The following is a 14,320-nucleotide window of genomic DNA, read 5'->3' as shown; positions in this document are numbered from 1 at the left end:
TCTTTATATATGCTTTGATTGTTTATCTTTTCTGTAGGACGGTTGTCTTTTTAGACGGCGCGTTGTTCCTGTGCCTTCAGTCTCTCAGCAAAGAAAATGATCTTATTCAGATCGTAAAGGCGACTGGCCGCGTCTTTCTCACCGAATCGATAGCAAGCCTTAAAGATATTGCCGAGCGCAAAGGACATGCCTTTGTGCTCAATAAGATCGTTTAGCTCGCTAGCTCCTGCGGGCAACTCGTAGTAGCTGGTTGAACCACCGTCGGACTTTATAGAGCTATTGGACCGCAGGCCAAGATCAGTTAGATGCACAGGCTTCGGCATAGGCTGCTTAGGTTTTTCCAAATCTCCACGCGCGATCTCTCGGTCAATTCTTGCATCTGGCACCATTACATATCCTCCGGCGGTGCTGGCGGCAGCATCCAGTGCGTTATTAACCAGTAGGCTTCTAATTGGTCAGAACTACCATCCACAGTACCGATCATATCGTTACGGTCAAAAAGCCAATTGCCTCCAGAGTACCAACAATCTGTAATTCGTTCGGCATCACCGTTTTCAATATGCACTCGCCACAGATCGACTTTAGTCCCATCTAAGGGCGCAGATTCCATTCGCTGCCAGCTACTCATACACCCTCCCTCACCTTACGCTTTGGCTCTTCGAAACTCTCTGTAAGAGGCCTGCCAGCATGCAATCCGCGCAACGCTGACAACTTATCTTCAACGAGCGGTCGAAAGCGCTTTGCAGCAAACGGCGGATTTTCATAACCAAACTGTGGGCATGTCCCGCGATCAACGCCTTTGAGACGAACGCCGATGTACGAACCGTGAATATAATGCTCGAAAGGTCCGATCCACTCGATCTCGTAAATCTCGCCTTCCTTCACCTCAAGATACTGCTCAAAGCCGACGACTGAATCTATGCAAACCACTTTCTGGCCAACGTGGAATTGAATCATGGAGTCTCCCCGAGCATTTCGAGCGCCTTTGTATAACGGGCGCGCCTGTCTGCATCATCATTGGAGGCGCGAAGATTGTCCCGCAGATCAGCTATTTTGACAGGCCTTGCGATAGGGTTAGAACAAGCACGCTTCACATAGACGAAGTAATCCTCGTCATCGCGACGTGTAATTGCGTTCAAGGCCAGCACGATGTCGTCGTCGAAACCAAATGAGTAAACGTCGTTCAGCGACGTGTCCGTGTCCTCAATCAAATCATGCATCACGCCGACAATCTGCGTTTCCGCCGTGGTCTGAGCCAGCATCACACGGATCGGATGAAAAATATAAGGCTCGCCGTTCTTGTCAACTTGGCCCATGTGAGCCGCAGATGCCACCGCGATTGCTGTTTCAATGTTGCTCATGTGCTTCTCCTGCTGGCCATGCTTTCTTTTCTAGCCACCGATACTCGACCGCCACATCGTGCAGTCCGGCTCGATCGATGCCCATTTTCATTCCGCCGCTGATACCACGATTAGAGTAAACAACGCATTTCGTTGCCACGCGATACCAAGCAAGGCCTGCCTCAATCCCTAAAGTTCGTTCGTCAGGCTGCATATCGTCCAGCACTTGCGTGTGCAGCAAATGGCTGGCAATCGGTGCCTCGCCTCGCCGCAGGCTGTCTAGAAGGCTGGCGCGTGCGTATGCGGTATTGGCCTCCACATCTCCGCTGTAAGGCGTTTCGATGATTACGAGGTCGGCAGGCTGTTTGACAGGTGGCTGAGTGTTTATGAAATATGTGTCTATCCAGATACCGTCTTCGCCTTTGATGCCGAGTACGATTCCATCAGCCCGCACCGTAACGCGCGTAATCGGACCTTCTCCAGTCCGCCCTTCAACAGCCGCACGCGCGGCTCTGTCTTCTGCTTCTTCAAGCATGTTCTCTCCTCGTGTTGCGGTGAAACGCCGCTTGGTGGGCGGCAGATGATCTTGTGTGAATGCTGTTCGCCGGCCTACACTGAGAAACAAACAGGGAGGCCTATATGCAAATATTAGATGCCAAGTACGTTGGGAACTCAGCATCCATCACTGTGCAGTTCTCCGGAGAGAAGGTGGTCGTGGAGTATGGTCCGATAGCACCGCCGTTGGGCGGCGGTCGCATGAATTCCCCATTCATCGATAATGTAGATCTGGCCATCAAAGAAATTTTGGCACAAACCAATCAACTTGAGACTGAAATTCGAGCGGCCGTTGCAGACTATCTAGCGTCCCAAAAGGGATGACGGTTAAGCTGCAACCCTTTGACTTTTCGCATTATCATTCGCCGCCGCATACTTCCCTGCGACCATTTCGGGGCGGAGAATATCGCGACCGACTTCGCCGAATTGCTTGCTATAGGTTATTCGCTTAGCTGATCGACCTGACAGCCAGCCACCGCCGGCGGCATAAGCGTCAGGTGCCGCGAGTGTTTCATGCTGCTCGACATACATCAGCGTGCCTTTTCTGGCATCGTCGCTGTGTCGGTGTCCGATATGCACGTAGGCCTGCAACGAGCGTCCGAACATACCTCGAAACATGCCTGCAATCGTGCCCTCGATATTCGCAACGCCTCGCTTATGCCCGTGGTGATAGGCAAGCATCGTGCTGCCCCACTCGAACGCGTAATAGAGCGACGGTGAATTATCGACGGTGATGCGAGGCTCGTTCTCGTACATAACGGCAAGCATTTCACGCAGCCATGCGGATGAGGCCGGGTCGTGATTGCCCGAAGCCATCACGACATGAACGCGCTCGTGCTTCTGTAACAGCATGTCGATGATGCGCCGGATCGTGCGGATCACAATGCGAATAACTTTCTGCAGTCGGCTGTCGGCGTCCAGAACATGCTTGTGAGCAGGCGTGACGCTTTCAAGCGCATCGTGGTGCATCAGGTCGCCGAGCTGTGCCAGAATGGCCGTGTGAGCGTCTGGCGCTTGCGCTACAGCAGCAGAGAACCAATCTAGCAATAGCTGCTCGGCAATCCGCAGATCGTAGTCGCTGCCGGTCTCTTCACGCCACGACATCATGCCGAAATGATTGTCAGTGATCGTGAACTGGTTCAACAGATCCTCGCGACAGCCCTTTGGCGCAGGCATGATAGATACGCGCGGCAGATTTTCTTTCAGCGCCTCAACCATGGCCGTGATTGCTGCACGCTGTTGGTCAGCGTCCGCTCGTTCCATGATGTGCTGCGTGACGATGCGGCCTTCACTGTTAACGAGCGTCGTCTTGCCTTTTACCGCCAGACCAACAGTGGCTTCATAAACAGGGCCAGCCTCTTTCGTCTGGCGCATGTACGTGCCGTTAGGCGTTTCGGTCAGGCTTTTGATTGCATAACCGGGCAGCGTTTCTTTTGGACCCATCAACCCGAGCTCAGCGGCCCGCTTAATACTGTCGTGAAATGCAGACTTCTTGACGCCGCACGCGTGCGCAGCCTTCGTTATCGTGCCGTGCTGCTGATACGCAGCAACACGGCGGGCTAGTTCTTGTTTTGAAAGGCGCGTGTTCGCCCGCTGTCTGTCATTGGACATACAGTCTCCTCGTGTTGGTTGGCTTGCGGGTTGGTAGCCCGCAATTTGTCATTGTGGTGGAAGTGAAAGGGGCGTCAAGTAGGACAAAGTAGAATGGCTGCGTCTTCACTACCTTTGGTAGTTGACGACTCGATATGCCTCTGCCAGCTTGGCTAGTATTGGGCGAAAATGGTTAGCTATAACTAGGGGTGGAAATGAGTACTTTCGAAGAAAGCATTAAAATAATTGCGGATCGCATTAAAACGCATTCGAGCACAATGGCCACAGAAGAAGCAGTAAAGACTGCAGTGGTTCTTCCATTCCTCAGAGCGCTTGGTTATGACGTTTTTGACCCAAATGAAGTTATACCTGAATTCACAGCTGATGCTGTTGGCAAGAAGGGCGAGAAGGTCGATTACGCAATCCAGATTGAAAACGAAATCAGAATACTCATTGAGTGTAAGCCGATTACCGTTTCATTGGAAAAGAAGCACTTAGACCAATTATATCGTTATTTCAGCGTAACAAATACTAAGTTCGCCATTCTTACCAATGGTAGAACGTTCAACTTCTACACTGACCTAGACGCACCAAACAAACTCGACACTCGGCCATTTTTTGTTTTTGATATGGCTGATTTTAATCCTGGGATCGCTTCAGAACTCAAAAAGTTCGAAAAGGCCAGCTTCAATGTCGATACGATATTAGCTACCGCTGAACGGCTGAAATATACTTCAGGGATCAAAAAAGCCATTAACAAGCTGATTGAAGATCCTACAGAAGACTTCGTACGCATCGTTTCAGCCGAGGTTTACGAGGGCCGCTTCACCGCTCCAGTGAAAGAAATGCTGACAGGAGTGACTAAATCAGCGTTCCGTGACGTCATCATGGACGCCGTTAAAAACAGATTATCAAATGCCTTAGCTGATACGGAACAGGTTGTAGAGCAAATAGAAGAGCCTGCCGAAGAGCCTGAAATCGTGACAACCGAAGAGGAAATAGAAGGGTTCATGATTGTTCGCGCGATCTGTCGGGAACTCGTCGCCGCAAAACGTATCGCAATGAGGGACGCCAAATCGTACTGTGCTGTGCTCTTGGATGATAATAACCGTAAACCTTTAGTCCGCCTGCACTTCAACCGCGCAATCAAATACATTGGTATATTCGATGGTGACGCGGAAGATCGGGTAATTATCGAGAGCCTTGATCAAATCTACGAGTATGCTGACCGCATCAAAGAAGCAGCGAAAAAGTATGCTTAGGCATGGCTGACTATCGTCAAATTTCTCAGGATTACGCTCGCGCCGCCGTCAACACTTCAGTATTGTTAAACGGCGGGGCTGCGGTCGCATTTATTAGTCAGATTGGCTCTCTCGTTTCTACAGGATTTGGACCACTCATTTTCTGGCCTCTGACTCTTTGGGCAACCGGGGCGTTCTTTGCAGGGATAACCTACCCACTCGCTTTCTTCTCGACGCGCCACGTCGACCGCAGTGAGCGGTCAACGACCTCAAGCAAACGTGACAAAGAACTCATGGTTGCAGATCGTTTCATGTACGTAGGCATAGCTACGAGCGTAAGCTCGTTCATGCTTTTCGGATTCGGATGTGCGTGCCTCGCATACGAGTTTAAACAACTTTTCGGATAATCACCCCTTGCCCGCTATCTTCCAATCGCCCGCGCAGTCTTAGGCTGCATGATCGTATCAAGCCGGTCGTTCGTGCGGTCAATCTTTGAACCAACACCGTCGATTGCCTTCATGATCTGCGCGGTCTGCTCAGACATGCCTGCCTTTGTGACATAAGTTTCAGCCACGTGTAGCTTGTGGGCGGCAAGGTCAGCTGACGCTGTTTCACCTTTTTGACCAGCCTTCGCGATCAAATCCCACATGCGCCAGAAAGCACCCGTAACGGCCGCCAGAATTGCTAGCGCCAAGCCTACTTCAATCGTCATTTAATTTCCCCACTCAAGGCCGTACCCCGCACAGCTTTTCCATTTTCTCATTCTCGGCCAGGATCTGGCGCTTGGTTTCCGACGTGTCGTCGTGGCTGGCATAGATCGCTCGCGCCACATCGCAGTAATTACCGCTTGTCGCGCATCCACTTAGCAAGCCGAGCGTCAACAGCGCTGTCATCAAGACGGCTGACTTCATTTTCTATATTCCGTGCTTTGGTTGCGGATTGCGCATCGCGTGCGGTCTGGGCTGCTTTGCTGTCCGACCGGCCTTTAAGGTACGCGCCGACAAGGACGGCCAGCGCCGCAGCGATTGCCACGGCGTAGGCTGTCAGTTTGGAGCGCAACGTTAAGAGCCAAGTCACGCCGCCACCCTCTTCAGTTCGATCCGTCCTGTATGCCAAAGCCAGAAGCCGCCACCCAAGGCCACAACGATCAAGGCAACCGTCAGAAATGCCCACGGATTGGAAACAGCACTGATAAGGCCGGTCAGGAACGTACCGCCACCAGCTGCGACAATGGTCTGCACAGTTTTATCCTTGAGCAGAGGCACGTCGTCAGGCTTAGCGTCATCAGGAGCAGCGGCCTTCATTTCGCGCGCAGCAATCAGACTATCGAGGAAGTTGCGATAATAACCAGCGATCAGCGTGGCCTTGTCGGTGCCGTTGACGATGACACGTGCGCCTTCAGGATCTGCTTTGCCCTTGCCGAAATAATCCGCGAGCTTGCGCCCCGTGAACTTGCCCAGCACCATACCCTCAAAGAGGATGCGGATGGCCGTTGCTAGCTCCAGCGCCTTCTCTGGCGCATCGGCAATGCCGAACTTCTTGTAGTTGTCCTTGCCTGTGATCTGGGGCAGGCCTCGCCCGCGATAAGTCCAGCCGTCATTAACGCTGTCGTTTCCCATGCGACCGCCGTAGACCTTGTTAGCAAGCTTTTGAGGCTGGCGAACATATGGCTGTGCGCTGGCTACAGTTGGGAACCGCGTTGGCCACGTTTCCCGAATTTGCGCTGCACTTGTGTAGTTCAGATTCTCGACAACTGGTTGCATCTTGCCGCCGGTCTCATGAAAGACTGTTGCAAGAATATACGCGATCTGCTCGTCGGGCAGATTACGGCGTTCGGCTTCGGCCAAGATAGCCGATGTGCCATCAACCTGAGCCTGGCTCAAACGGCCGCCAAAAGGCGCGCGCCTCGCATACGCGAAGAACGTTGTTTTGTTCATTTGATTGTCCTAGATTGCCGCCACAACTTGTGAGGGCGGGTATGAATCGTTTGGGGATTGTGGCGCTAATGCTTGGCGCTAGCGTGGGTGCGTCTAACGCTGAGACGCTTGACTGGTCTGGCGGTTATGTTGGCGCTCAGATCGGTGGACGTTGGGCGAAGAACTTTATGGAGTGGTATGCCGGGAACGGTTATTCTGACAGCACTCAGCGGCCCTACGGCTTAGCTGTAGGAGCCTATGGCGGTTACAACTGGCAATTCGGGCAGGTCGTAACGGGCTTAGACATTGGATTAATCGCCAACTCCCTGACCGACGACGAACCTGACTGGAACCTGTACACAGAGAACGAAGCTAAGGCTAAACTTCTAGGCAATGTGAACGCTCGGCTGGGATATGCATTCGGTCGAATTTTGCCATACGTGACTGCTGGCTACTCATATGGGCGATATGACAACACATATACAGCGATGTACATGGACCCGCCGCCTTCGGAGAACGAAACATTCACAAGAAACGGCTGGAATATTGGTGCAGGCATAGATGCTGCGCTTACTCAAAACTGGATAGCTCGTGCTGAATATCGGTACACCGATTTGGGAAGCCGTCCTTTTGGTGCTGGAGGAAACTACGAGACCTTCGAATTTAAACAGCAAACAGCCACGTTAGGCATTGCTTACAAGTTCTGACGGCCACTCGAACACTGGCAGTTCAGCCAAGAAATCAGCAACACTTGGCTGCTCACGTTCACCCTTTTGAACCTTATCCAGTTCAGCCAGTGCACAAAGCCATACAGCATCACGCCAAGCGACGAATGCTTGCGCTTCCGTTGCCCATTCTGGGATTGTCGAGTTGACGTAGCTCGCCAAGGTTGCGCCGCTGTCGTACTGGCGCTCACTGGCTTTGGCGTCAATCATCGCCTGAATTTCAAGACGATAAACATCAACTGGATTAAGGCCGGGGTGACTGGTGACAGGTTCGCCTGCATCAACGGGAACAACTTTCGTGGGCAACACTCGCCCATGTGCTTCGGGATAACGCGGCATACCTTTTCGGCCAATGGCCTGATTATCTACGATAACCTTTGTAGCTTCGCTCATATAGGTCACTCCGGCTTTTCAAATTCAATAATCAGGCGACCATCATCATCAGTGAAAGTGCAGCCCTCCCACCGGACATAAGGGTCATTGCGTCTAGCCATCACCAACCACGCCACATTGTCAGAACAGGTCTCATCCTCGCAGATGATGTCAAATGTCGCCCCATCGACAGGAGACGGCCTGACACGGGCAAATCCATCCTGATTTTGCAGCGCGTGGACATGAGCATCGGCCCAAAGATTTTTAAAAGCATTCGTCATCACGCCGTAATGATCTTCGACGTTCACTGTCACCCGGCCATTTGTGAGCTTTGCAATACCGCGATACTCGACAAGCATCTCTGGCGCTTCTGTCGCACAATGCCTGAGGTCGTAATTGTCAGGGTCTACAGTATGATCAACTTCGAAGTTCTTAGCAGAGCCATTGATCGCGCCGGGAGCCGTAAAGGAACCATTCCCCTTAAATGAAAAATAAACATCCGAACCGTAGCCTTTAACATTCAAGCTCAGCTCTATGAATTGAGATGTTCTTTCATGCCATGACAAAAAACAGCCGGTATTTAAATCACGAGCTACGACTATTGCGTTAGACCAAAAATCATTTGCGTCTGACCAGCTTGCAGCACCTAATACACGTAGCGCGTTTCCATTTGTAACTTGCAGATTTCCTGTCAGGCTACCTCCTGATAGGTTGAGTTTGCCGTTGAGCGCCGTCTGAGTGGCCGTGCTGACAGGCAATCCAACTTTAGGCTGCAAAGTTCCATCACCCTGAACATATTGTGCTGACGTTCCGCTCGCCAAAGCCAGTAGCGCGCGGCCAAGCGTTCCAAGGTCGATTTGCTGTGCATTACCGTTATTATCAGTCGTGAGTGCCTTGTTAGCCGCCAACGTAAGCGCCGCCAGCTTCGCAAGACTGCCGTTCGGGTCTGCAACATAATCTTTTAACTCATACTGTCCTGAAGCGTTACCGACAGGAACTTTTTTGTCCTGAACACCCAAATCGGCTAGATTGACCAAAACCCCATTGCCGAGCAATTCAATCAGCGTCGTCGCCTGCGCAGTTACACGTGCACCATCTGGCAGATAACGAGCGCGATAGACTGCATTGGTCAGTGTCGTACCAGACCACGGCGCGGTAAGTGTTAGCGAGGTGTCGCTATTCACGCTCGCAATAACCGCGGTCAGGTTCTGGATTTGAAGCGTGTCACCTTCGCGGAATTTCGCAACATTAAATAGCGTCCCCGTACCTGTAACGGTCGTTGAGCCATTGGCGAGCGAAATCGTTCCGCTCGTATAATCCGAGAGGACTGCCATGGTTATTCTCCGAAGTTTGGAAAGTTAGAGCGTTGCCGCTATGAGTGGAATTTCACTTAGGGACGCCCAAAATGTAATACCTGATGCCGGTTGGGCCATTCAGCGCCGATCCGTCATTCTCTGCTCTAGTGGTATTGACGGTGGCGGTAACGTAGCCGTCCTGAATGGATGTTAAGCAGCTTTGAATGCTGCGATCTTTCACGGTAATCTGGACGCCACTGACAGTGACCGATCGCAAATATCCAAAGTCCATTCCCGAACGTCTGATGTTGCCAAAATCCGTGATGATTTTGGGAAAGATGAACATCGTACCGTTTCTATCGTCATACGGTATTCGATGCGTGTTGCCGTGTGAAAAGCTGGAAAGAGGAACCCATGCCTCATCCAAGATCTGAACCGTTGGGATACGCGTATCCAGAAGTATATCGTTATAATTCGGAGCTACGTCGCTCGATCCCGGTCTTTTAAACTGAATATGACCGTTAGGCAGTTCACGCATCACACGGCTTCCGCCCGTGGTGTAATCATCCGGCCCAGCGCTATAAAGCATGTATCGAAGTGCAAACCCAAAGGTGCCATTACACCTTAATCTTATTCCGCCCGGTTCAACCTTGTAGTCAACCTGACAGTTTGCGCTTGTTCCAATTTCACGCGCATAGTTCGGCGGCCTTTGGAAAACGCCCTGATTGTCTGACTTAAAAAAGGCATCCAACAGCATATTCTCATTCAGTGGAAAATCTGTCGTATTAGGAATGAACAGTTCAGTACCGGGATTGATGTTTCCTGTCTCTCCAAACATCACACACTTAACTGGCGACCAATTACTGTCAAAGATCATATGACGTTGATCATTGCTGGAGATTTTGCAGGTTTTTCTAGCCAGCACCGCGCGCGTGTTCGAGATATCCATGGCCACATCACCAGTGACAGCACCGCCGTTTGGTGATGACATCGGCTCAGGCCCGCTTGGCAAGTCCCAAATCATTGTAACCACGCGGCTTGTATCGGGCGGCAGATCATCAGATGCCGGGCCGGAGCCAGATCCTAACCTTATAGCCCAACCCGAATAATTAAAATTAGCGCTGATCTGATTTACGGTCATCAAATGTGGAGCACCAGTGTAGCCTGACACCTCCGCTAAAAAATCACCGCTGACCATCGAAAAAGACACGGCCCCTTGCGATAGGTTTTGTGGCGCGGAAAGCCTTACAAGTCTCGACCATCCGTCGTCGTTAATGTAACGGCTATCGGAAAAAGGAACATATGGCCCATTAAAGAAACGTCCAATTAAACCAATTGGCTCCAAATATCTGTTATTGTTCGTTATCTGCCATGACTGAATGCCCCACGTACAATTATTAAGGCTTGTTCCTTCCAGAATATAAGTGTTTTTGTTTCCGCTCGTTGACGGTGGATAATTGGCAAAAGTAACGTTTGTGAAAAACCAATCATCCCAAATATATGAAAGTTTTTCGTTCTCACTGTTGAAGAAAAACTTTTCATATTGATTGTTTGGAACAGTGAGAAAGTCATCAGAATTGTTCTTCATGACTTTCATTATCGGCCCTTTACCGCCGACCCAGCCATAGACGAGATAGACCATTAGACAAAAATCCTGATGAACGAATTATTCCCATCGCCTCGGAGTTCGAGCTTGTCATTGTTGGACAAAAGCCGGTCGAACCTCAAAGTGCCAAGACGAACACTCTCCATGTAAATTTCACCATTTTGGGCTACAAACGGGTAAGTGAATGTCCCATCATCGTTCGGGTCAGCTATCGCGAATTGGTTAGAAACAATAACGAACTGACTTCCTGTTGGCGTAACATTCACAAACCAACCAGCCTGCTTCCAGCTATCTCCAGACCCAATTCGGCCAAAAGCTGAAATTTTAACAGATTGGCCACCTGATCCCTGTGTGGCCGTCATGCGCCAAGTGGCATTCGATACATTGCCATCAACCGATGCGTTGACCTCTGTCAAAGCATTGGAGATTGCAGTCATATCGCCTTCAACACCATCAACACGGCTCTGTAACAGAACAACCGTGCTCGCATCGGCTTTATTTCCGAGGCTTACATTGATCTGTGTAAGCTGTTGACCAATCGCGCTATTCGGGCCAGTGGCAACGAAAATGTCTTCCTTCCACGAAGCTCTGGCATTCCCGAACGTGCTGGTGAGTTCACGACGCACCGCCTGCACATTCGCATAAGCCCCAAACAGGCCATTGGCGGACGCCAGAGCGTTCTCTTGTCCTTGGCGGATAAGTTCACGCTTATCTTCCGTCATGTAATTGACGAGGCCTTTCAAGCCGTCATCCAGCTGCCCGTAATCGACCGGGCTGTCATCACCTGACGTTTCTTGTGTCAGAACCAGAACGGGCGATGACCAATTAACAGGCCGCGTTCCTGCCGCCACTCTGATGCGATAACGAACATTCCATTCTGATTTGCTGGTTAGTCCGTTGACGATCTGGAACACCGTAACATCACGCGGCACATACGCCGTGAATATCTGTGACGGGTCGTTCTCCGGCCAATACTGGATTTCAACACCTTCAACGGTGGTATCAGTGATTTCATCCCAGAACAGACGAATGCCGGGGTGTTCCTGACCATCATCGCCAATGACCTTGTTTGGGATGGCGTTGAAGTTTGAGAGTTGCGCCTGATACTCCGGCTGACCGTTGGGGATCGGAATTGGTGGATTTGTTTCGTAAGCCGTTGGGTCAAAGATGCCGTCGCCCACTTCCTGCCATGAGATAGAAACATCGCGAACGCTATCGCTGCCCATCGCACCGAGAGACTTAGACTGGATCTGAAACTTAACCGTGCGGTTATAGCGATCAGACTGCCATTGCACCCATTGCCCGACCTGAAGCGAAAGAAACTTCGGATGAATTGTGAAACTGCCATTGGCCTGATAGCGCGATGCACGAATAGCAATATCTGCCAAGCGGTCGCCCACGCGATGATCTGTAACAGCGGTATAATCAACCTTGGATGCAAGACGCTCACGATCCTGCGCAAGCGCCAGTGCATCAATGCGGGTTGTCAGCGACGTGGTTTCATAAAACAGATCGGGGCTGACATATGAAGCCGCGACCGTATTGACCAACTCCGTGCGGGTGCGTGAAAACGAAAACTGGAAAGACTTTTCCCAAGCGATGTCATCATCGGTGATTGTCGCAACAATCGCCTGATTTGCACCAACGAGCGGATATTCACCTGATACGGCTTCAATCCACGAACCAGCACAAGCTTCGCGCAGAGGCGTCATATTGGTTTCGTGGGTAACGCCATCACCAGATGATGCAATCAGAGCAGCCGTATAACGCTTGCTGCCGTCTGGCATGATTTCATCGCAGATATTCATTGCGGTGAACCATTCAGACAAAGGCAGACGGCTTGCAGCTACTCCGCGACCGACAATCTTTTCAGTGCCGTTAAACAAGCCGCGTTCCAGATTAAACATTTGCACAGGTGGGTTATCAGAAAACTCCCAAGTGCTTTGGTCATTCCAGCGATGCGAACCGAAGCCGCCGACAGAGCTATCCTTCCGAGGATCATAAAGCGGTGCGCCTCGCACCTCGAACACTAGGCTTGGCACAGAAGTGAGATTGTCCACGTCCAATATTGTGGTAACGATTGCATAGCACATGCCTGCGCCACGATGAGCAGAAGTCCATCGGCCTGCAGGATTTGCATAGGCTATCAAAGCAGGATCGGCGACTTGATCAAGATGGCCGTGATAGAAGCGTACAAAGCACTGACCGCCGTCCTTTACACCGAGGATACGCTGACCGTAGATACGGCCCTCGTCGCCTTGCTGATTAGGAGACAACGATTTCCACTCACCGTCCATCTGAACGCGCAGAAGCTCAAGACAACGGAAGTCAGACAGCTTGAATATGTCCTGGACAATATGATTGCCCTTGTCGAACGCATTTCGATAGACGTGGTGGCCCATCGTCCCGAATACGCCAAGACCGACCTCACGCACGAGGTTCTCGCCGTATTTAACTTCAGTCGCGGATGCCTGTGATTTTGGCTTCTGCTGGAAAATTGTTCCCAAGGCATACTTAGCTGCGACCGCCAATCCGCCCAGAACAATGTTCGCAAGAACCGTACCGCCAAACAGCCACGAGCCAAAGCCAACAATGCCTGTCACAATAGAAACAGGGTCCGCCGCCGCTGGCGATGCCAGAAGCGCGAATAAAACCGCCAGAATGTAAAGCATCAGGAAACCTTGAAAGCTCGCTCAGCCATCATGCGTGGCAGGAAACGCAAACCGTCCTCACCTTTCACAGCGAAGCCGTATTCACAGAAGTAGCCGACCGTATTCTGGTAAATGCCAACATCACCACGGCCAGCCATTGCCGTTCCGATCTCTTCGAACCGATCAGCGAGAACCGCGCCAAGGCTGTCATAGCCACGCTGTTTAATCAGTCGATAAGCACCGGCCTTGCTCTTGTACTTGCCCCGAATATCCGCAGCCGGATCAACGCCAGTCATGGCTTCTATCGCATCACAGGCGGTCAGAAGGCAGTCAGACTTTCCCCAAACCAAAGGCGTGTTTATGTGCGCCTCCGTGACAGCCACGAGGCGTTTTTCCCATTGCGGATGCATGGCGGTCCTTACTGTCAGGAGTGCTTATTGATAAGGCGTGATGTAGAAGTTCTCGCGCTTGACGGTCGAGGCGTATTCAAAGAACTTGTCACCGGGAGAGATAAGCTGCTGATCTTCGTGTGAGGCAGTGCGATAGCCGTCACGGTGGTTTTCGAGTGCTGAGGTTTCGACATTGGCTTTCAGCACCATTTCGCCGCCGTCAATTACGTGGTCAACCGTGTCGATATAGCCGCGATACATCGGCTCTACATGAAGCAGTTCGCGTGTGTCCGGATCGAAATAAGCATCGTACAGAATGACCGTGCGGCCCTTGTAATCAACGCTTTCGATCTGAGCGAGCTTGTCAGGCGTCACACCGTAATCAGCCGCTGTCGGCATGGTTATAGTGATTGGCAGAGCCTCCGCGCCCATCTGGTAAGGCGGCTCTTCAATCGAAATTAGCTGGTTCGGGATATAGGTATTGCCGTTCCATGTGAGATTAGAAGACCCGTTCCACATGTACCAGAAGCCGGTTCCGAAGTGGAAATCGCCAAGGGAGCGCACAACAATGCGCCCCTCTGCAAGCAATTGCTGTAGACGAGTTGGGAAAGCCATGAAGCCTATTCTTTCTGAAACAAAT

18 protein-coding genes are annotated in these 14,320 nt (G+C 51.3%); 3 read left to right on the top strand and 15 right to left on the bottom strand.

Annotated features, from left to right (window positions below; genetic code table 11):
• Nucleotides 1-50 precede the first annotated feature (50 nt).
• Genes ACOZHT_RS11330 through ACOZHT_RS11310 form a run of 5 tightly spaced genes read right to left on the bottom strand, consistent with a single transcriptional unit; the run spans nucleotide 51 to nucleotide 1,875 of the window.
• Nucleotides 51-389 (bottom strand): hypothetical protein, encoded by a 339-nt coding sequence (locus ACOZHT_RS11330; RefSeq protein ID WP_339508700.1) that lies wholly within the window; start codon nucleotides 387-389, stop codon nucleotides 51-53.
• The gene (locus ACOZHT_RS11325; protein WP_421565770.1) at nucleotides 389-628 is read right to left on the bottom strand and encodes a hypothetical protein; all 240 of its coding nucleotides are present in this window, start codon (nucleotides 626-628) and stop codon (nucleotides 389-391) included. The genes ACOZHT_RS11330 and ACOZHT_RS11325 overlap by 1 nt, the downstream gene beginning before the upstream one ends.
• Nucleotides 625-957, bottom strand: coding sequence for a hypothetical protein (locus ACOZHT_RS11320; protein ID WP_421565769.1), 333 nt, complete (start codon nucleotides 955-957; stop codon nucleotides 625-627). Before ACOZHT_RS11320 ends, ACOZHT_RS11325 begins: the two co-directional genes overlap by 4 nt.
• Nucleotides 954-1,361: a GTP pyrophosphokinase gene (locus tag ACOZHT_RS11315; protein ID WP_421565768.1), complete on the bottom strand. Its 408-nt coding sequence runs from the start codon at nucleotides 1,359-1,361 to the stop codon at nucleotides 954-956. Before ACOZHT_RS11315 ends, ACOZHT_RS11320 begins: the two co-directional genes overlap by 4 nt.
• A complete protein-coding gene (locus ACOZHT_RS11310) occupies nucleotides 1,348-1,875 on the bottom strand; it encodes a hypothetical protein (protein ID WP_421565767.1) in 528 nt (175 codons plus the stop codon). The genes ACOZHT_RS11315 and ACOZHT_RS11310 overlap by 14 nt, the downstream gene beginning before the upstream one ends.
• Before the next feature lie 104 nt (nucleotides 1,876-1,979).
• On the opposite strand from ACOZHT_RS11310, the gene ACOZHT_RS11305 reads away from it, so the two are divergent.
• Nucleotides 1,980-2,219 carry a hypothetical protein gene (locus ACOZHT_RS11305; protein ID WP_313829871.1) on the top strand — a complete coding sequence of 80 codons (240 nt, stop codon included), beginning with the start codon at nucleotides 1,980-1,982 and terminating at the stop codon, nucleotides 2,217-2,219.
• 3 nt (nucleotides 2,220-2,222) lie between these two features.
• Here the strand turns inward: ACOZHT_RS11305 and ACOZHT_RS11300 are convergent, their stop codons facing one another.
• Nucleotides 2,223-3,506 (bottom strand): oxidoreductase, encoded by a 1,284-nt coding sequence (locus ACOZHT_RS11300; protein WP_421565766.1) that lies wholly within the window; start codon nucleotides 3,504-3,506, stop codon nucleotides 2,223-2,225.
• 194 nt (nucleotides 3,507-3,700) lie between these two features.
• Here ACOZHT_RS11300 and ACOZHT_RS11295 point away from each other — a divergent pair, with 194 nt between their 5' ends.
• Complete coding sequence (locus tag ACOZHT_RS11295; RefSeq protein WP_421565765.1) at nucleotides 3,701-4,747, top strand: type I restriction endonuclease; 1,047 nt, start codon at nucleotides 3,701-3,703, stop codon at nucleotides 4,745-4,747.
• A 400-nt stretch (nucleotides 4,748-5,147) separates the two neighbouring features.
• Here the strand turns inward: ACOZHT_RS11295 and ACOZHT_RS11290 are convergent, their stop codons facing one another.
• The 3 genes from ACOZHT_RS11290 to ACOZHT_RS11280 all read right to left on the bottom strand — a co-directional run bounded on the left by ACOZHT_RS11290 (nucleotide 5,148) and on the right by ACOZHT_RS11280 (nucleotide 6,663).
• Nucleotides 5,148-5,438, bottom strand: coding sequence for a hypothetical protein (locus tag ACOZHT_RS11290; protein ID WP_421565764.1), 291 nt, complete (start codon nucleotides 5,436-5,438; stop codon nucleotides 5,148-5,150).
• A gap of 128 nt (nucleotides 5,439-5,566) precedes the next feature.
• Nucleotides 5,567-5,803 (bottom strand): hypothetical protein, encoded by a 237-nt coding sequence (locus ACOZHT_RS11285; protein WP_421565763.1) that lies wholly within the window; start codon nucleotides 5,801-5,803, stop codon nucleotides 5,567-5,569.
• Complete coding sequence (locus tag ACOZHT_RS11280; protein WP_421565762.1) at nucleotides 5,800-6,663, bottom strand: chitinase; 864 nt, start codon at nucleotides 6,661-6,663, stop codon at nucleotides 5,800-5,802. The genes ACOZHT_RS11285 and ACOZHT_RS11280 overlap by 4 nt, the downstream gene beginning before the upstream one ends.
• 41 nt (nucleotides 6,664-6,704) lie before the next feature.
• Here ACOZHT_RS11280 and ACOZHT_RS11275 point away from each other — a divergent pair, with 41 nt between their 5' ends.
• Nucleotides 6,705-7,349, top strand: coding sequence for an outer membrane protein (locus ACOZHT_RS11275; protein ID WP_421565761.1), 645 nt, complete (start codon nucleotides 6,705-6,707; stop codon nucleotides 7,347-7,349).
• On the opposite strand, the gene ACOZHT_RS11270 is transcribed toward ACOZHT_RS11275, so the two are convergent.
• Genes ACOZHT_RS11270 through ACOZHT_RS11245 form a run of 6 tightly spaced genes read right to left on the bottom strand, consistent with a single transcriptional unit; the run spans nucleotide 7,326 to nucleotide 14,295 of the window.
• On the bottom strand, nucleotides 7,326-7,760 hold the full coding sequence (locus tag ACOZHT_RS11270; protein WP_421565760.1) for a hypothetical protein: 435 nt from the start codon (nucleotides 7,758-7,760) through the stop codon (nucleotides 7,326-7,328). The genes ACOZHT_RS11275 and ACOZHT_RS11270 overlap by 24 nt on opposite strands.
• A gap of 5 nt (nucleotides 7,761-7,765) precedes the next feature.
• Nucleotides 7,766-9,073 (bottom strand): hypothetical protein, encoded by a 1,308-nt coding sequence (locus ACOZHT_RS11265; RefSeq protein WP_421565759.1) that lies wholly within the window; start codon nucleotides 9,071-9,073, stop codon nucleotides 7,766-7,768.
• A 52-nt stretch (nucleotides 9,074-9,125) separates the two neighbouring features.
• On the bottom strand, nucleotides 9,126-10,676 hold the full coding sequence (locus ACOZHT_RS11260; RefSeq protein ID WP_421565758.1) for a hypothetical protein: 1,551 nt from the start codon (nucleotides 10,674-10,676) through the stop codon (nucleotides 9,126-9,128).
• Nucleotides 10,676-13,312, bottom strand: a complete 2,637-nt coding sequence (locus tag ACOZHT_RS11255; RefSeq protein ID WP_421565757.1) for a phage tail protein — start codon at nucleotides 13,310-13,312, stop codon at nucleotides 10,676-10,678. Before ACOZHT_RS11255 ends, ACOZHT_RS11260 begins: the two co-directional genes overlap by 1 nt.
• Nucleotides 13,312-13,701, bottom strand: coding sequence for a DUF6950 family protein (locus tag ACOZHT_RS11250; protein ID WP_421565756.1), 390 nt, complete (start codon nucleotides 13,699-13,701; stop codon nucleotides 13,312-13,314). The genes ACOZHT_RS11255 and ACOZHT_RS11250 overlap by 1 nt, the downstream gene beginning before the upstream one ends.
• 24 nt (nucleotides 13,702-13,725) lie before the next feature.
• A complete protein-coding gene (locus tag ACOZHT_RS11245) occupies nucleotides 13,726-14,295 on the bottom strand; it encodes a hypothetical protein (RefSeq protein WP_421565755.1) in 570 nt (189 codons plus the stop codon).
• Nucleotides 14,296-14,320 lie beyond the last annotated feature (25 nt).

The organism is Ochrobactrum sp. EDr1-4 (assembly GCF_049199085.1).
Lineage (GTDB): Bacteria > Pseudomonadota > Alphaproteobacteria > Rhizobiales > Rhizobiaceae > Brucella.
The sequence above is the reverse complement of the archived record's forward strand: the minus strand, read 5'-3'. Positions and strand labels throughout refer to the sequence as shown.